12 protein-coding genes and 2 pseudogenes are annotated in these 17,599 nt (G+C 71.2%); 3 read left to right on the forward strand and 11 right to left on the reverse strand.

All coding sequences use genetic code 11. The features are described 5' to 3' along the window. Positions 1-59: 59 nt before the first annotated feature. Complete coding sequence (locus AB0959_RS33160) at positions 60-1,283, reverse strand: SLC13 family permease (protein ID WP_366830398.1); 1,224 nt, start codon at positions 1,281-1,283, stop codon at positions 60-62. 103 nt (positions 1,284-1,386) lie between these two features. Then, positions 1,387-2,532 carry a PrpF domain-containing protein gene (locus tag AB0959_RS33165; RefSeq protein ID WP_366830399.1) on the reverse strand — a complete coding sequence of 382 codons (1,146 nt, stop codon included), beginning with the start codon at positions 2,530-2,532 and terminating at the stop codon, positions 1,387-1,389. A 170-nt stretch (positions 2,533-2,702) separates the two neighbouring features. Here AB0959_RS33165 and AB0959_RS33170 point away from each other — a divergent pair, with 170 nt between their 5' ends. Continuing rightward, the gene (locus tag AB0959_RS33170) at positions 2,703-3,656 is read left to right on the forward strand and encodes a LysR family transcriptional regulator (RefSeq protein WP_366830400.1); all 954 of its coding nucleotides are present in this window, start codon (positions 2,703-2,705) and stop codon (positions 3,654-3,656) included. A 139-nt stretch (positions 3,657-3,795) separates the two neighbouring features. Here AB0959_RS33170 and AB0959_RS33175 read toward each other — a convergent pair whose 3' ends face one another. Then, positions 3,796-6,141, reverse strand: coding sequence for an excinuclease ABC subunit UvrA (locus AB0959_RS33175; RefSeq protein WP_366830401.1), 2,346 nt, complete (start codon positions 6,139-6,141; stop codon positions 3,796-3,798). A gap of 127 nt (positions 6,142-6,268) precedes the next feature. Beyond that, positions 6,269-6,412 (reverse strand): annotated as a pseudogene (locus AB0959_RS33180) (electron transfer flavoprotein subunit alpha/FixB family protein); the annotation flags it as partial. 604 nt (positions 6,413-7,016) lie between these two features. Here AB0959_RS33180 and AB0959_RS33185 point away from each other — a divergent pair. After that, positions 7,017-7,154, forward strand: coding sequence for a hypothetical protein (locus tag AB0959_RS33185; protein WP_366830402.1), 138 nt, complete (start codon positions 7,017-7,019; stop codon positions 7,152-7,154). A 132-nt stretch (positions 7,155-7,286) separates the two neighbouring features. Here AB0959_RS33185 and AB0959_RS33190 read toward each other — a convergent pair whose 3' ends face one another. The 6 genes from AB0959_RS33190 to AB0959_RS33215 all read right to left on the reverse strand — a co-directional run bounded on the left by AB0959_RS33190 (position 7,287) and on the right by AB0959_RS33215 (position 16,518). Then, the gene (locus AB0959_RS33190; RefSeq protein ID WP_366830403.1) at positions 7,287-8,501 is read right to left on the reverse strand and encodes an MFS transporter; all 1,215 of its coding nucleotides are present in this window, start codon (positions 8,499-8,501) and stop codon (positions 7,287-7,289) included. A 251-nt stretch (positions 8,502-8,752) separates the two neighbouring features. Next, entirely contained in the window at positions 8,753-11,698 is a 2,946-nt protein-coding gene (locus AB0959_RS33195) for a hypothetical protein (protein ID WP_366830404.1), read from the reverse strand. Positions 11,699-11,700: 2 nt separating this feature from the next. Continuing rightward, on the reverse strand, positions 11,701-13,548 hold the full coding sequence (locus tag AB0959_RS33200; RefSeq protein WP_366830405.1) for an HSP90 family protein: 1,848 nt from the start codon (positions 13,546-13,548) through the stop codon (positions 11,701-11,703). Between the two features lie 87 nt (positions 13,549-13,635). Further along, positions 13,636-14,628 (reverse strand): hypothetical protein, encoded by a 993-nt coding sequence (locus AB0959_RS33205; RefSeq protein WP_366830406.1) that lies wholly within the window; start codon positions 14,626-14,628, stop codon positions 13,636-13,638. A gap of 153 nt (positions 14,629-14,781) precedes the next feature. Next, complete coding sequence (locus AB0959_RS33210) at positions 14,782-15,663, reverse strand: endonuclease/exonuclease/phosphatase family protein (protein ID WP_366830407.1); 882 nt, start codon at positions 15,661-15,663, stop codon at positions 14,782-14,784. A 258-nt stretch (positions 15,664-15,921) separates the two neighbouring features. Then, complete coding sequence (locus AB0959_RS33215; protein WP_366830408.1) at positions 15,922-16,518, reverse strand: XRE family transcriptional regulator; 597 nt, start codon at positions 16,516-16,518, stop codon at positions 15,922-15,924. Between the two features lie 129 nt (positions 16,519-16,647). On the opposite strand from AB0959_RS33215, the gene AB0959_RS33220 reads away from it, so the two are divergent. Beyond that, on the forward strand, positions 16,648-17,283 hold the full coding sequence (locus AB0959_RS33220) for a class I SAM-dependent methyltransferase (protein WP_366830409.1): 636 nt from the start codon (positions 16,648-16,650) through the stop codon (positions 17,281-17,283). A gap of 96 nt (positions 17,284-17,379) precedes the next feature. On the opposite strand, the pseudogene AB0959_RS33225 reads toward AB0959_RS33220, so the two are convergent. Further along, a pseudogene (locus AB0959_RS33225) lies at positions 17,380-17,588 on the reverse strand (AAC(3) family N-acetyltransferase); the annotation flags it as partial. Positions 17,589-17,599: the final 11 nt, after the last annotated feature.

Here is a 17,599-nt window from a genome sequence, read left to right on the forward strand (position 1 = left end):
ATAGGCAACTGTTAAATCAATGGATTCATTCCCTATGACCAGGGCAGGACCAGCGCGCCTCAGGCGACGACAGGGCCGAGGGCGACGATTCCGCCGGTGTAGCCGATGACCTGGCGGTAGAAGCGGCGGGGGTCCACCCCGCGGGCGTTACTGAGGACGAGTGCGCCGTTGGTGGAGAAGGGCGAGGTGTCCACGATCGTCGTGGAGACGGCGAGAGCGGCGATCAGCCCGGCGGCGCTGAGGTGGCTGGAGAGCAGCAGTGGTACGGCGATCGGGATGATCGCGGTGAGGATCGCGGTGGAGGAGGCGAAGGCGGACGTGATGGCCACGGTGAAGCACAGCAGCAGGGCGACGGCGACCGGTGCGCCCAGGCCCGCCGCGTGCTCGGAGATGTTCTCGATGATGCCGGCCTTCTCCAGCATGGCGATGTAGGTCATCATGCCCGCGACCAGCAGCAGGGTGGACCAGCTGACGCCGTCCACGGCCTTCTCCTGCCGCTTCATGTCCACCAGGGCCAGCAGCGCACCGGCCGCAAGGGCCAGGAAGCCGATCTCCAGATGGAAGCCGAGAGCGCCGACCACGAGCGCCACAAGGCAGGCGAGGGTGAGCCATTGGCGCCAGTCGGGCCTGCCGGACACGGCGAGGTCGTCCTCGGCCGCTTCCTCGGAACCCTCGGCCAGCGGGACGGGGCGCTTGGCGAGCAGTACGTAGGTGAGTGCCGAGAGCACCAGGTTGATCAGGAAGCTGGCACTGAACAGAGTCACCGCGGAGACGTGCAGTTCGGTCTTGTCGACCAGGCCGAGCACCAGTGCACCGGACACGGCGAGCGGGGAGAACGCGCCCGCGTGTCCGCCGCTGATCACCATCATGCCCACGACCAGCGGGTTGAGCTTGTAGCGGTAGGCGAAGTTCATGCCGATCGGTGCGAGGATCGCGACCGCGGCAGGAGTGAAGGTGCCGAACGCCGTCAGCAGGGCGGCCACCAGGAACAACACCCAGGGGATGAGCGCGACTTTGCCGCGCACCAGCCGTACCCCGGCCGCGACGAGCCAGTCGATGGTGCCGTTGCGGCGGGCGACGGAGAACAGGTAGGTGACCCCGACGATGGTGACGAAGAGCTTCGCCGGGAACCCCTCGAAGATCTCGTCCTCGGTGAGGCCGAGCGAGGCGGTGCCGACGGCGAAGGTGGCGACGAAGGCGAGGATGCCCAGGTTGATCGGCAACACCGTGCCGACCACGAACATCACCAGCAGCGCGCCTATGGAGATCACTTCAGCAGACATCTTTGTCCTTGGTGCGATGAGGGAGGGGCGCGCCGCGAGGGCGCGAGGGTGTCCCGGTGCGGACGGCTGGGGGACCGGCCGACCGAGGTGATGTTCGTCCCGGTCAGGCGGCTTGGGTGCGGCCTGTTCCCGGGACGTGGATGCGGCTCGTTTCCGGGACGTAGATACGGGCGTCGGCGAGCAGCCGTGCCGCGCGTTGGACGGTGACCCGCCGCGGCAGTCCGTCCCCTACGTCGGTGCAGCGGACCGCGACGATGCCGGCGGGTGTGCCGAGACGCAGCCATTCCTCGGTCGGGCCGCCCGCGGTCCGGCAGACCACGGAGCCCTCGACGAGCCCGGCTGCCGCGACGGCGACGGCGGAGGTCAGGCCGATCGCGGGGTGCGGGGCGTTCATGCTGAGCATGCGCACCGAGATGTCGTAGTCCCCGGCTGCGATCTGCTCCCCGAGGGTGGTGGTGTACGGCACCGGCGGGCCCACCAGGCCCACCTTGGGCACCGCGTCGCCCGGTTCCTCGCCGGGCTTGAGCAGCCCCATCAGCGGTGCGGCGGTATGACGCACAGCGCGCAACCAGGGCACGTCCGTGCCCATCCGCTCCAGCGGCTCGGCGCCGGTGCGGCCGGCGCCGAGGGCGTCGATGAGGACGACGGGTGCTCCGGCGTCCATCATGCTCACCCGTACCGGCTCGGCGGCAGCGACCGGCAGGTCCTGCGCCGCCTGCCCGGTGGGGAGCAGTAAACCGGTGGTGCCGCCGGCCGGATCACGGAAGGTGAGGCCGACGGCGACCCCGCCGGCACGAGTGCCGGGTACGGTCTGGCGGCCGAAGTGGTGTACGACGCCACCGGTGGTGTCCACGAGCCCTTCGAGGACCGCGCCGGTGTTGGTGTTGCGCATCACCACACGAGTCCGGTCACCGGTGATCGCCACCATGCCCTTTGCGACCGCGTACAGCGCGACCCCCGTGGCGCAGTTGCCGCAGTTGCTCGTCCACTCGACCGAGCCCGTGCCGATGCCTACCTGGGCGAAGAGATAGTCGACGTCGACGCCGGGTTCGGGGGAGGCGCTGACGACCGCCGCCTTCGAGGTGGTGGGGGTCGCCCCGCCCACGCCGTCCAGTTCCACGGGATCGGTGGCGCCGTACGCGGAGACCAGCAGCTTCTCCAGTTCGCCGCGGCCGGCGGGGACGTCGACCTGGTTGAACAGCCAGCACTTGCTGGTGCCGCCACGCACCAGGGTCGCGGGAGTGTGCACGTCTGAGCTCTTCCTTGATCAACGAGAGGGAGGGAAGGGCCGATGCGGTGGTTGCGGGCGCATTGTTGGCCGGTGAACCGCTCGGCGATTGCGGAGACCTTCGCAGAGGCGTGACTTCGGGACAATCGCAGTTCGCTTCACATGGGTTTAGCTCAGCTAAAGTCGCAGGCATGCTGAACGTGCGCCGGCTGCTGCTGCTCACCGAGGCCACCGAACGCGGTTCGCTCACCGCCGCGGCGGAGGCGCTGGGCATGACCACGTCCGCCGCCTCCCAGCAGATGTCCTTGCTGGAGCAGGAGGCCGGACAGCCCCTGATCGAGCGGCTGCCACGCGGGATCCGCCCCACCCCGGCGGGTGCCGCGCTGGCCGGGCGAGGTCAGGCGATCCGCCGTGAACTGCGCGCAGCGCAAGCCGACTTGGACTCTTTCACGGCCCTCGACCAGGGCACTTTGCGGCTGGGTTCCTTCCCCACGGCCAGCGCGTCCCTGTTGCCGCTCGCGCTCACCCGCTTCCGACGTCGTCACACCGGCATCCGCATCGAGGTACGCGCCGGGGTCCTCGCCGAGCTCCGGGAAATGCTGCACACCGGCGAGGTGGAGCAAGGGCTGCTCTGGGACTACGAGTGGAACCGCCTCGACGATCCGGCGCTCTCCCTCACCCACCTCCTGGACGACCCCACGGTGCTGGTCGTCCCCGCCGACTCACCCCTGCGCACCCATCCCTCCGTGCGCCTCGGTGACCTCGCCGACCAGGAGTGGATCATCCGCGCCGACAACCACCCCGTCGCCGACGTCCTGCGCCGAAGCTGTCGCCAGGCGGGCTTCGAGCCGCACATCGCCTACTCCTCACACGACTACCAGGAGGCACAGGCGATGGTCGCCGCCGGGCTCGGCATCGCCCTCGCCCCCCGCCTGGCCCTCACCAGCCGTCGCAGCGACGTACGTCTCCTGCCCTTCGCCTCCGACGTACCGGCCCCCACCCGCCGTATCCTCCTCGCCCGCGCCACGGCCCGACCCGCCACCCCGCCCGCCCAGGCGATGGCCCGCGTCCTGCGCACGGTGGCGCAGCGGTTCACCGCCCCCGGCCTGCACCGGGCCCAGCTCGGTGCGGTACGGCGCGGCTGAGGACACGGAGCGGTGTGACGGCGACTCGGCCGCTGGCCGGACGCAGATCAGTCAGCACCGAGCCGGCACGCGTTGAGGTTGGCGGGCGGTGGGGGAGCGGGTGCTGCGGAGGCCATGAGCGCCGGTCACCGCATGTGCCTCAGTTCGAGCTGCTCGGCGCGATCATCCGGGCCAGGTACGGTCCGGTCGCGCTCCCCTCCGTCCGCGCCACCTCGGCCGGTGTCCCCGCCGCCACGATCCGCCCGCCCGCGGCGCCGCCGCCCGGTCCCATGTCGATCACCCAGTCGGCGCCCGCGACCACAGCCATGTCGTGCTCGACGACCACCACGGTGTGCCCGGCGTCGACGAGACCGTGCAGCTGGCGCATCAGCACCTCCACGTCGGCCGGGTGGAGGCCGGTCGTGGGCTCGTCGAGGACGTACAGAGTGTGGCCGCGGCGCCCGTGCCGCAGTTCGCCGGCGAGTTTGATGCGCTGGGCCTCGCCGCCGGACAGCTCGGTCGCGGGCTGGCCGAGGCGCAAGTAGCCGAGGCCCACGTCGAGCAGGGTGCCGAGACCGCGGGCGGCAGTCGGGATGTCCGCGAAGAACTCCGCCGCCCCCTCGACCGTCAGGTCCAGCACCTGCGCGATGCTGCGCCCCCGGTAGGTCACCTCCAGAGTCGGAGGGTTGTAGCGGGAGCCCCCGCACTCCGGGCAGGGCGCGTACGTGCTCGGCAGGAACAGCAGCTCCACGCTCACAAAGCCCTCGCCCTGGCACGTCTCGCAGCGCCCGCCGGCCACGTTGAAGGAGAACCGCCCGGCGCCGTAACCGCGCTCGCGCGCCCCGTCGGTGGCCGCGAACACCTTGCGCACGACGTCGAAGAGGCCGGTGTACGTCGCCAGGTTCGAGCGCGGGGTGCGGCCGATGGGCTTCTGGTCGACCGACACCAGCCGCCCCACGCCCGCGAGGTCCTCGCTGATCTCACCGATCAGCGTGGACTTCCCCGATCCCGACACCCCGGTGACCGCGGTCAGGACGCCCAGCGGGAACTCTGCCCTCACACCGCGCAGGTTGTGCCGGATCACCGGTCCGACCTTCAACTGCCCCTGAGAGGAACGGACGCGGCGGGCCGGCGCGGGGGAGCGGTCGAACAGGAAGCGGGCCGTCGCCGACTCCGCGACCGCGCCCAGCCCCGCCACCGGCCCGCTGTACAGCACCTTCCCGCCGTGCTCGCCGGCGAGCGGCCCCACGTCCACGAGCCAGTCCGCGCCGCGCATCACGTCGAGGTGGTGCTCCACCACGAACACCGAGTTGCCCGCGGTCTTCAACCGGTCCAGCACGGTGAGCAGGGCCTCCGTGTCCGCCGGGTGCAGTCCCGCGGACGGCTCGTCGAGGACGTACACCACGCCGAACAGCCCGGACCGCAACTGCGTGGCAAGCCGCAGCCGTTGCAGCTCCCCCGCCGACAGGGTGGGCGTCGCACGGTCCAGGCTGAGATAGCCGAGACCCAGTTCGAGGACCGGCTCGACACGGGACCTGAGGTCGTCGGTGAGGACACGTGCCGTCCGGGAGCCGCCCGCCGGAAGGCCGGCCAGCTCCGCCAGCGGCAGCGCGGCCAGCTCGGCGATCGTGCGGCCCGCGAAGGTCACCGCCAGCGCCTCGGGCCGCAGCCTGCTCCCGCCGCACGCCGGACAGGGCGCGCTCTCCAGAAAGCGTTCCGCCTTCGCCCGCAGCGCCGGGCTCTTGGTGTCCGAGAACGTCTTCATCACATACCGGCGGGCACTCGTGTACGTGCCCTGGTAGGGCCGTTGGATGCGATGGGCCTCCCGCACCGAATGCACCGTCACGACCGGCTGTTCGTCCGTGAACAGGATCCACTCCCGCTGTTCGGCGGGCAGCTCGCGCCAGGGCCGGTCCACGTCGTACCCGAGCGCGTCGAGAATGTCGCGCAGGTTCTTGCCCTGCCACGCACCGGGCCACGCCGCGATGGCGCCCTCGCGGATGGACAGTGACGCGTCCGGGACCAGTGACTCCTCGGTCGTATGGTGCACCCGGCCGAGTCCGTGGCACTCCGGGCACGCGCCGGCCGCCGTGTTCGGGGAGAAGGCGTCCGAGTCGAGACGTCCCGCGCCGGGCGGGTAGTCGCCCGCGCGGGAGAAGAGCATCCGCAGGGAGTTGGACAGGTTCGTGACCGTCCCGACCGACGAGCGGGACGTGGGCGTGGCGCGCCGCTGCTGCAGCGAGACAGCGGGCGGCAGACCGGTGATCTCGGCGACCTCGGGGGCGCCGACCTGGTGGATGAGGCGGCGGGCGTACGGCGCCACCGACTCGAAGTAGCGGCGCTGCGCCTCGGCGTAGATCGTGCCGAACGCCAGCGACGACTTGCCGGAGCCGGACACGCCGGTGAACACCGCCAGCACGTCGCGCGGAATGTCGACGTCCACGCCCTGGAGGTTGTGCTCGCGGGCACCTCGGACACGGACGTACGGGTCGGGGTGACCGTGCATGGCGAGGGCTCCGTACGGTGGTGCGCTGAGCGGGGGACGGCTCCACGGTTTCATGCGGGGGCGCGCGGCCTTCCGGGGGCCCGGCCGACGGCCGCGCGACGAGCCTTGAAGCGCCTGGGCGGGGTCGGCCCCTGCGGGTGCTGATCTCCTCGGTGAGCTGGGGGACGACGTCGAACCGGTCGCCGACGACGCCGTGGTCGACCGGGTCGAAGATCGGGGCCTCGGCGTCCTTGTTGACCGCCACGATCGTCTTCGAGGTCTGCAGGCCGGCGGGCGTTGGATCAACAGCTACCGTGACCATCCCCCGGTCGCCTTCCTCCTCTACCGCACGCCCTGGCCCGCAGCCGAGATCCGCAAAGAGCCCGCCAACGCTCTGCGCGAGGCGTTCGCCGGCTTCGGCGGGAAGGTCGTGCCCGCCATGCTCGACGCGATGGAGCGCTCCCAGTCCGTCGTGTTCGACCAGGTCAGCCAGATCCACCTCAACCGCTGGAGCCAGGGCCGGGTGCTCCTGTTGGGCGACTCCGCCTGGTGCATGACGCTCCATTCCGGCCAGGGCTCCGGCATGGGGATCGCCGGCTCCGAACTGCTGGCCCGGCTGCTCACCGAACACGACGGCCTGTCCGCTGCCCTCGGTGCCTGGGAACAGAAGCTGCGCCCGCTCGTCGCCCGCCACCAGAAGGAAGCCCTGCGCATGCAGCACTTCTTCATGCCCGCCAACCGACTCGGCTACCACGCCCGCCGCGGCCTCATCCGCGCGACCCACACCCCCGTCGGCTCACAGCTCGTCAAGGCCCTCATGACCTGACGACCCCGACAGACCGCACCGGGCCCATCGGGGCGGCGCGGCCCGTGCCCGCGGCCGACTCGGAGATTTGATGAGCATGACCCACCCCACCCTGGTGAGTGCCGAGAACGGGCTCGCCGCGACGTCCCCCGATCAGGGGGCGGACTCCTGGTGGTTCGCCGCCAGGCTGCTCGACGAGGGCGAGAAGCCACTGGCGTGTGTTCCGTGACCGGCACGCTCGCCGGACAAGAGGTCGCCGGACACGGCTAAACGGACGTCGTCGGGTACTGAGGTACTCGGTTCGGGCGACGGGACTGGCTCAGCCTGTGCATCTGTGCCGGGGCGGCACCAAGGACGCTGTTCAGTGCTGGACTGCCGAGTCGGGTGTCGATGAGGCCGTGGCGGAGCGAGCGCCGACCGCAGGAGCGAGGACTATCGCCACGGCGGTGAAGGCGAGGACGACGATCATGGCGACGCGAAGGCCGTAATGGTCGCCGAGGAAGCCGAGACATGGGGGCCCGACGAGGAATGCGATGTAGCCGATCATCGCCACCAGGCTGACACGCGCGGCTGAGTTCGGACCGGAGTCACCCGCCGCCGAGAGGGCGACCGGGAAACCGAGCGATGCTCCCAGGCCCCAGAAGAGGACGGCGGCGCCGGCCAGAGCGCTGGAATCGGCGAAGACGACGATGGCGATTCCGAGGGTCGCGCTGATGGCGCTGGCTCGGACGACGGGGGAGCGGCCGAGACGGTTGATGAGGAGTCCGCCGCCGAAACGGCCGATGGTCATGGCGGCGGCAAAGCCGGTATAGACGAGTGACCCCAGGGCGGGGTCCATGCCGTGTCCGTCGACCATGAGCAGCGGCAGCCAGTCGTTCGCGGAACCCTCGGCCAGAGCCATGGCCAGGATGACGCCGCCGATCAGCAGCAGCCGCTGGTCCTTCCAGACCTTTGTCCGGGCCGACGCCGTGGTGGCGTCCGACCGCACGCCGTCGTCACGGGTTTTGCCCACTCCGCTGGGGATGGCGCGGAACGCATAGGCGAACATGGCTGCCGTTACGGCGGCAATGGCGGTCAGGTGCCACTGCGCCGGCCACGAGACAGCGGTGCACAGGATGCCGATCGCGGCTCCTATGACGGTGCCCAGGCTGAAGAAGCCATGGAGTGTCGGCAGTACCGACCGTCCGGTGATCTGCTCGACGTCGGCGCCGTCGATGTTGACCGCGACCTCTCCGCCGCCCATTCCGGCACCGAAGAGGAACAGCCCGGCAGTGACCGTAGGGGCGGAAGTGAGTGTCGTCCCGCCGCCGATGACCACCACGCTGAGAATGACCAGCAGCGTTGCGACGCCCATGACGGGACGGGTACCGAACCTGGCCACGAGCGTTCCGGAACTGAGAATCCCGATCATGGAGCCGACGGACAGCCCGAACAGCACGATCCCCATCTGTGCGGTCGAGAGGTCGAGTTGGTCTCGGATGTCGGGCGTTCGGGTCACCCACGAGGAAATCGACAAACCGGGTATGAGGAAGAAGAGGAACAACGCCGTTCGGCGGCGGCGCGTGGCCAGGTTCATGGGAACGATGCTCTTTCACGTGAACGTGTCGGTACACCACCTGTCTACATGGGCGAATGAGCACGAGTGCGACGAACCGGGATTGGATTGCTCACAGGACCGTCGCCGGCGGCGAACAGTTCCGCCGACCTGGACCGCGCCGGCTCCGGCGTGTCGGCTGTCCCGCAGGACGGCGGTCGCGCGTACGGACGCTGTCCGTCCGGTGTCCGGGTGCCGGGGCGGGCCGTTGCCCCGGCACCGCGGCCGCCGCGTCACTCCTCGTCGCGCAGCCGGGCCGCCAAGGAGGTCAGCGGCTCGGTCTCCTCGGTGTGGCCCAGAGCGGTCAGGCGGGAGACCGCCGCGTCGAGGCGGGTGAGGGCGGGGGCGGGGCGTTCCAGGTAGATGCCCTCCACGGCACCCGCGAGGCGGACGCACTCGGCCCACTCGCCGGCGTGGTCGTCGTCCGGTCCCGGCTCGCCGAGCAGAGCGAGGGCCTTCTCCAGGGCGGCCAGTGCGTCCTCGTACTCGCCGGCGTAGGCGTTGACCCGCCCGTGTTCGTAGGCCAGGGCGGTGTCCAGGGAGCGGCCGCGGACCTCGTACCCGGCGGCGCGGGCCTCCTCGGCGACCCGGCCGGCATCGGCGAGGAGGGCGAGGGAGTCGGCCAGGCCGTCGGGGCCCTGCTGCTGGGCCTGGAGGCGGGCGAGTTCGCGCAGGCAGTTGCTGAGCTGCTCGTAGCGCGGGGCCCGGGCATGCGCTACGAGTGCCTGGTCCGCGGCCTCGCGGGCCCGGCCGAACTCGCCGGACTCGCCGAGGAGTACGGCCGTCTCCGCGGCGATCATGGCATGGCTTCCCGGGTCGTCGTCCCAGCCGGCCGACTCGGCCGCGAGGGCGACGAACTCCGCTGTGGCGGCCTTGAGGTCCTCCCCGGCCTGCAGCGCGCGGGCGCGGGTCAGGCGCAGCTGGGCGACGAGCCGGTCGTCCAGCTCTCCGGCGGCGACGTCGGGTTCGGCCAGCAGGGAGTCGAGCAGAGCGATGCAGTCCTCGACGCGGCCCAGGTCGAGGCTGAGCTGGGCCGCGTTGCTGTAGGCGCAGAACGCGTCCGTCCGGCTGCCGTGGCGAAGGTCCAGTTCCGCGGCGCGCGTCAGGTGCCGCAGTGCCTCGTCGGGGCGGCCCAGGTGCATGCAGGCCTCGGCCAGATCACCGTGGAGGCGAGTGGTGCCGACCGTGCCGGCCGGCCAGTCGGCGGCCTGTCGCAGTCCCTCGGTGAGGTCCGCGTGCGCGGCCTGCGCGTCCCGGAGGCCGAGCTGGAGCCGGCCACGCAGACCCAGCGTGCGGGGCAGGTGCCAGGCGGGGCCGTGCGCCTTCAGCCGGTCGAGGAGGGCGTCGATCTCGGTGACCGCGGCCGGCAGGTCGCCGGAGATGGCGTACGTGCTGGCCCGCAGCAGCAGGCCGCCGGAGATCTGCCCGACGACGTCGTGCCGGGTGGCGAACTCGTGCAGCAGGTCCACCTCGGCGAAGACCGGTGCGACGTGGTCCTCGCTCCCCGATGTCTGCAGGCGCAGGCCGAGCGCGGTCGCCCGCAGCCGCAGCAGCCGGGCCTCCTGGTACGGGGCGAGGCCGGGCGTCTCCTCGTGCAGGCGGACCATGGACGCGTGGGCGGCGGTCAGCGCGGCGGCCTTCGCCCCGGCTGCGTCGGCGTCCTCCGCGGCCTCCTCCGTGGGCATCTCGGCCGTGGCGAGCAGGGCGCAGGCGCGGGCGAGCGCCGCGTGACCCGGCGCTCCGGCGTCTTCGTACAGGCCCGCCGCCTCCTCGTGGAGGGCGGAGGCGACGGCGAACTCGTCCTTCTCACCCGCCCGGCCCGCCTCGTCGGCCAGCAGGTCCGCGCGCAGCCGGACGAGCGGGCCCACGGCCGGGTCGTCGGGGTGGGTGTAGTCGCGGGCGGCGACCAGTGTGCGCAGCCGTGCCCAGCAGGCCTGTGCGTCCGGGTGACCCTGCTCCTCCAACGTCCTTGCACGGACAATGAGTTCGGGCAGAGAGTCCGGGACGGCGGCGGCCGTACGAGCGGCCGGCGCGGCAACCGGGGCGGCCGGAGTCACGTCGTCGAGGCCGCGGGTGCGCAGGGTCAGTTCCAGCGCGTCCAGGAGCGGGGCACGGTCCAGGCGAGCTCTGCGGCGGTCGCTGTGGGCCGCGGTTCCGTTGCGGGCGTCGAAGCGGGCGGCGAGGTCGTCGGCGCGGCCCCGCACCTCGGCGCGCAGGCCGGCCACCGTCCAGGCGCGGCCCGCGTACCCCGCCGCGGGCAGTTCGCCGTGGCCGAGGGTCTCGACGCGCTGGAGGAGGACCTCCACGCCGGTGAGGAAGTCGAACAGGTTCAGCGGCGAGTCCACCTCCTCGAACAGGTTCCGGTTCTCGGCGAGCAGTTCCAGGCCGCGTGCCTCGTTGCCGGTCAGCGCGCAGAACTCCAGGTGCCGGCCGACCTCGCCGGACATCGAGGGGTTCCGGCGGCAGCTGCGGTAGCCGGTGAGGTGCAAGGCGCGGGCCCGGTCGGTGCGGCCGGTGCGCAGCAGGGGCAACAGCGCGTGCGAGACGGACCGGGCGGGCTCCTCCTGGCAGGATTCCTTCCCGGCCAGGACGGGCTCCCAGGCGTCCAGCGCCCGCTCGTCGTCGCCCGCCGCGAGGTGGTACAGAGCGCGCTCGCAGATCTCGCAGGCCTCGCAGTCGCTGAGCCGGGTGCGGGTGCGGCCCGCCCACAACTCGTAGGCGGGGGTGGTGTCCTCGCCGACGTGGGTGGCGAGCTGGTACGCCTGTCCGTAGTAGGGCTGGAGGCCCAGGCCGGCCTTCTCATACCGGTCACGCATCTCCGTCAGCCACTGGCGCAGGCTGGCCAGCGGTATCTCGGGCAGCTGGCGCAGGGCGTGGGCCACCCACTTGAACCGCCAGAACAGCATGTGGCGCAGGCGCTCGTCGAAGACGTCGGGCTGCTCGTCGAAGAGGGTGAGGAGGCGGGCGAAGACGACGGGCGACTTACGGGGTTCGGAGCCGTAGGTGTACGCCTCCTGGAGTTCGAGGAGCGCGTGGATGAGCGGGACGGGCTCCTCGAACTGCTCGGCGGCGTCGACGAGTTCCTCGGCGGTCACGGTGCGGGTGCGGCCGTAGGGGCGCCGGTCGTTCTCCTGGAGCGCCTGGTACAGCTCGTCGGTGGTCTGGGGGGCGGTCGGCATCGTCAGCTGTCCTTGCGGAGGGCGTGGGCGAGAAGGTCGAGGAAGGAGCGGTTGATGAGGCTCGATTCGGCGGGCCTGAGCGGGCGCCGGGACAGCATCGCGGCCTGCCCGTAGAGGGCTTCGGCGCTGGTGCGGGCCAGCTCGGGCTCGTCGATGGTGACGGCGGTACGCACCAGCGGGTTGAGCTGGTTGAGGATCAGCTGGGCCCGCGGTGCCTCCTGGCGCAGGGCGCCCAGGATGTCGCCCCACAGTCCGCCCTCCTGCTCACGGGCGAGCTGGGAGCGCGTGCGCTCGTGCCGGGCCTCGCGGCTGTCGACGAGGAGGGCGGGGGCGGAGGCGGGCTGGAAGGTGCGCAGCGCGACGTCGCAGTCGAAGACGGCGAGGGCGTCGCGGGCCCGGGCGAGGTAGGCCGCGGCGGCCAGTTCCGTCTCCCGGTCGACGGGGTCGAGGTGGGCGGTGAGGGTCGCCGGGTCGAGGTCGGCGACAGCGACCTCGAGCCTGATCTCGGGCAGCCGGTGGACCAGTTCACGGTCGTAGGTGTAGCCACCGTTGACGACGCCGAGCCCGGCGGCCGAGGCGATCGCCGCGACCTGCCGGAACTCCTCCACACTCGACGTCACGAGCACGGTCCGGTGAGTGCGGGCGAACTCGTCGAGGGTGCAGTGCCCGTCGGTGGTCTCGAACGGCAGCCAGGGCAGCAGCATCCGCAGGATCTCGTCGTCGTGCACCGCGAGCGACTTCACGGCCAGGTGGTGGGCCTGGAGGAAACGGGCGAGCAGGTCGGGGTCGCTGGCGGCGGCCCGGGCGATCCACGCGCGCAGCCGCTCGGCGAGGGCGTCGCGGACGGCGGCGAGGGTGTCGTCCTCGTACAGGGACTCGCGGGACGCCGTCGGGCGCAGGCTCTCGGCGTCGACGACGCAGCGGACGAAGAACGCCCACTCGGGCAGGATCTCCTCGGCCTGCTCCGACAACAGCATGCCCTTGACGTGCACGCGGTGGCCGTGGCGGCGACCGGCCGGCACCGCCTCGGGCAGCACGCACGCGATGCCCTTCAGGCCCACGGCCGGCAGGTACAGCTCGATGGTGTCCAGCGGCGTGAACCCGAAGACCTCCTCGCCGTACGCGGCCAGCGCACGGGAACGGGCTCCCGGCGTGGGGTACGTGCGCGCCCAGGGTGCGGGCTCGGGGTTGACGTACGCGCCAGGGCCGCCCGGGCCGCCTGTGCCGTCGTCGAAGGTCACCGGGTGGCGCAGCAGGGAGCCGAAGTGCCGGGCCAGCCCGTGCACCTGCGCCGGGCGGGTCCACTCGCCCGCGTCGGCGCGCGGCGTCAGCGTGACGGTGGTGCCGGGCCGGGGGCGGGCGGAGGCGGGCAGCGTGCGGATGGTGTAGCTGCCGTCGCCGCGTCCCCGCCATTCCACGGCGGGTGCGTCGGGGGTACGTGCGGAGCGGCTCAGGACATGGATCTCGTCCGCGACCAGGAAGCAGGAGAGCAGGCCGATGCCGAACTGGCCGATGAAGTCGCCGCGTTGCTCGGCGATTCCCTCGGCGCGCTTGCTGCTGCGGCCGATCGTGGCGAGGAAGGTGTGCACGTCGGCCTCGGTGAGACCGACGCCGTCGTCCTCGACACGCACGACCGAGCCGTCGGCGTACAGGCGGATACCGAAGCTGCCGTCGGGCTCGATGGCGTGCCGTGCGGTGAGGGCGTCGACCGCGTTCTGCAGGAGTTCGCGCAGGTAGACGCGGGGGCTGGAGTAGAGGTGGTGGGAGAGAAGGTCCACCAGGCCGCGGAGGTCGACCTGGAAGGTGCGGTCGGTGGTGGCGTGGTCGGCGGCGTTGGGACGCAGGGGCATGGGTCAGTCCGGGGTGAAGGGAACGGCGGGGGCGGGCGGTGGTCCGCGCGGGACCGGCCGGGGACGGGCGGCGGTGTGGTCGGCGGCTCAGAAGGCCTTGCGGAAGCGCGCGTACGCCTTCTGCGGATCCGGTATGAAGGTCCACGGCCACTCGGTGAACGCACCGTCCAGCTCGCGGAAGACATTCGAGGCCTTGCTGCTGCCCGCCAGCGAGAGGGCCATGGCGAACATGTTGTAGTCGCCCTGCCAGCCCAGGTGGCGTTCATACGCGTGGTGCAGGATGCTGCGCTCCGCGGCCTCCCTCAACTCGGTCCGGATCCGCGGGTGCTGCAGGCAGTTGCGGTCGTCGGACTCCACCCACTCCTCGATACGTGCCATGGCGACGACACAGCCGAGCCGGTGCCCGTCGGGCGCGGCGGCGAAGGCCTTCTGGGCGAACTCCAGCGCCTGGCCCGGCTCTCCGCCCCAGCGGGGCTGCAGGTGCGACACCCACTCGAGGTGGAGGTCCAGGTTCAGCGGATCACGGCGCAGGCCCGCCGCGAGCCGGGCCTCCTGGACGCTGTCGTCGACAGACATGCCGCGTCCGGAGGTGAGCAGATGGCGCCACGGTGTGACCGAGTCGGGCCGCAGCTCGGCGGCCTCGAGCAGGTGCTCCTCGGCGATGCGCAGCCGCTCGTAGAAGATCTGCCACTGCTCGCGGCTGACGTCCACGGCACGGGCGGACGTGCGTGCCTCCCAGCCCCAGTTGACATGGCGCGCACCTGAGATCAGCAGGGCGGTCGCCCGGAGCTCCTGGTCGCCCTTGTCCTCCTCGGCGGCCCGGACGATCCACTCCTCCACACCGTCCACAACGGCCAGTTGCCCCAGGACCGCCTGCTCGCGGCCGAGGTCGAAGGGGGCCAAAGCCGCCTTGACCGCCGCCCAGTCACCCGCGTCGGCCGCCTCGACCAGCGCGAGCACCCGCGTGTCCCCCAACGCGCGCAGCGCGTATGTCCCGCCTCTTTGCCGACGCGGGGCGGGAAGGACGTGCGAATCCGCCGCCGGTCTCTCCGCACCCCTGCCGAACAGCTTGCCGAACATGCCGCGCCCTCCCGTGGTCCCCGTGTGATCTTCCGGTGCAGCATAAACGGCCCCACCGACACCGTTTCCACAGGGTTTTCACCGGTGCTGCACGGAGTGCGCGAAGGGAACTCTTCGGGCGTTACGACCAGCCGAGTCGGCCAGGATGCTGGCTCAGGCCGGGTCCAGGTCGGCGTGCAGCGGATGGTGGTCCGAGTACGGGGTGGGGTGCACCTGGTGGTCGAGCGGGACGATGCCCCGCAGGAAGATGTAGTCGAACTTGCTCTGCCAGTCGGTGGTCGGCTGACAGGTGCCGGTCGGCGTGGGACGGCACTCGGGGTCCGTGTCCGTGGCCAGTGCCCATATCCCGGTGAGTTCGGGGGCGTCCGGCACGGCGTTGAAGTCGCCGAGAACGATCGCGCGGTCGTGCCGGGCGACTTCTGCGGCGAGTACGCCGGCCTGGTCTGCTCGGACTGCCTCTTGACGTCGTTCGGCGAGGTGTGTGTTGAAGACGCGGACGGGCCGGTCGCCCACAGTGGTGGTGACTGCCATGTATCCACGGTCTTCGGATCCGCCGTCGGGGTATTCCACGGTGACGAGGTCTGTCATCGGTGCCGCCGAGAGGACCGCCTGACCGTAGGCTCCCGGACTCCACGGCGTCCCCCCGCACCGGCCCCAACTCCGGAGAACTGTTCCGTACTCGACGTGGTAAACCAGCCCGTAGAGGTTCTCCAGATGGTCCCGGATCCCCTCGACGTCGCGCACGCACGCTTCTTGCAGGCCGATGACCTGGGGCGCGTACGTGGCGATCTCCGCTGCCCGGTCGACGTTGCTTTCGTCGCAGGGGTTGCAGATGTTCCACGTCATGACCCGGTTCGGTACGACATCCCTGACAGCTTCGTCGGGCAGCGACCTGACGGAGAGGGAACCGCTTGGTGCACTGGGGCCGACGAGCACCATGCAGGCCACGATCACGGCGCCGGCGAGCAACCGCGTGCTCCTTTCGAGCACCATCGCCTCCTCGGTGTGGATGCACAGGGCATCTGACGTCTTCATGCAGGAGGTTATGAGACGAGGCTGTCAACAACCCATGCGGTGTACCGGATCTCGTTGCGCACGGACGAAGTCGCCGCCTAGACGCGGGCCGTCCAGCAATGAACGGGCCACGCCTCGCAGTTCGCCGATCTCGTCCACGTACCCGGTCCGGCGCGCCCCGTCTGCGGCATGGCGGCCCAGCTCGCCCCAGTCGGCCGTCCTCGAATGGGGGGCGTCGAATGGGGGTCGTCGAATGGGGGGCGTCGGTCCGTCGGGCCGTTACTCGTCCGGGCCCCGCCGTGGTGCGGCACGAACGTGCGCGCGTTCACCCTGTTTCCCGATGAGGCTGAGGAATTCGACGGGGCCCGCACTGGTGGCCCCGAACCAGTGCGGGGTGCGCGTGTCGAACTCCGCGGCCTCCCCGGGCCTGAGGATGAGGTCGTGCTCCCCGAGTACAAGGCGGAGCGTTCCGTTGAGGACGTAGGCCCAGTCGTAGCCCTCGTGGGTGCGCAAGTCGGGTTCGGCGTCGTCGCTTCCGGTGGGGAGGATGAACTTGTAGGCCTGGATTCCTCCGGGCCTGCGGGTCAGCGGCAGGATGACCGAGCCGTCGCCGCGGGGGATGGGACGCAGATTGATGCGGGGGTCGCCGGTCGGCGGCGCGTCGACGAGCTCGTCGAGCGTGACCCCGTAGGCGCGAGCAAGCGGAAGCAGCTGCTCGAGCGTGGGACGTCGCAGGCCGGCCTCCAGCCGGGAGAGGGTGCTGACGGAGATGCCGGTCTCCTTCGCGAGGTCGGCGAGCGTGACCTCTCGATGCAGCCGAAGGCGTTTCAACCTCGGTCCGACGGCGTCAAGTGTGCGGTCGATGGCTTCATCCACCCCTCCATTTTGCCATTCGGCAACAACGTTTACTCATCTGCCTTCTCGCTCGGCACCGTGAAGAACGCACCGAGGAACACGCCCGCCGAGCCCCGGCGGAGAGATCGTCAGGAACGAGGAAGGTGACCTGTGAAGCACGGATTCGACAAGGACTTCTGGGAGCGGCATTGGCAACAGGGGCCGGACGAGGGGCCGGGATCCATGGGCGGCAACCCGCCGAACCCCTACGTCGCTCGTGAGACCAGTGGTCTGACACCGGGTACGGCACTGGACGCGGGGTGCGGCGCCGGTGCCGAGGCGATCTGGCTCGCGTCCCACGGCTGGCACGTCACCGCGGCCGACATCTCGCCCGAGGCCCTGGCTCGCGCGGCCGAGCGCGCGGCGGCGACCAGGACACCCGAGCGCTTGCAGTGGATGGAGGCGGATCTGGGCGCCTGGACGCCGGACGTGCGGTTCGACCTGGTCATGACCTGCTATGCCCACCCGGCGATGCCTCAACTGGAGTTCTACGACCGCATATCCGGATGGGTGGCTCCCGGCGGCACGCTGCTCATCGTGGCGCACCTGCACAACCAGGCCTCCACCGGCCACGGGCACCACCCTCCTGCCGAGGCGTCGGCCACCTCCGCGGCCGTCACCGCGCGCCTGGACGGCACGGAGTGGGACATCGTCACCGCCGACGAGCAACTCCGCACCCTGACGGGCCCCGGCGGCCGAGCGGTCCCCCTCCACGATGTCGTCGTGCGCGCCACCCGCCGCCCGTAGGAACACCATCCGACGGCGCCGGAGCTCGCTGCTCCGGCGCCATGGGGTTGACGACGACACCGTCCGCCGAGGCCATCACCACCGCGCTGCCGCGTGGCCGTTGTTGTGGTCTGCCTCGCTGAGGTCGGGGTCGTGAGCGGGCTGTTCCGCGCGCAAGGCGTTCTGCCAGGCCTGTGGCCAGGTGACGAAGTCATAGGGGGCGCATCGTTCCAGCCGCAGGTCACCATGAGGGTCCCCTGCGTTCCGACCACGTCGTGGAGGGCGCTGATGACGATCTGCGGTCCGCCTGACACGTAGCCCACCGCTCCTGGCTCGG

Source organism: Streptomyces sp. NPDC046862 (assembly GCF_040704615.1).
Classification (GTDB): Bacteria; Actinomycetota; Actinomycetes; order Streptomycetales; family Streptomycetaceae; genus Streptomyces.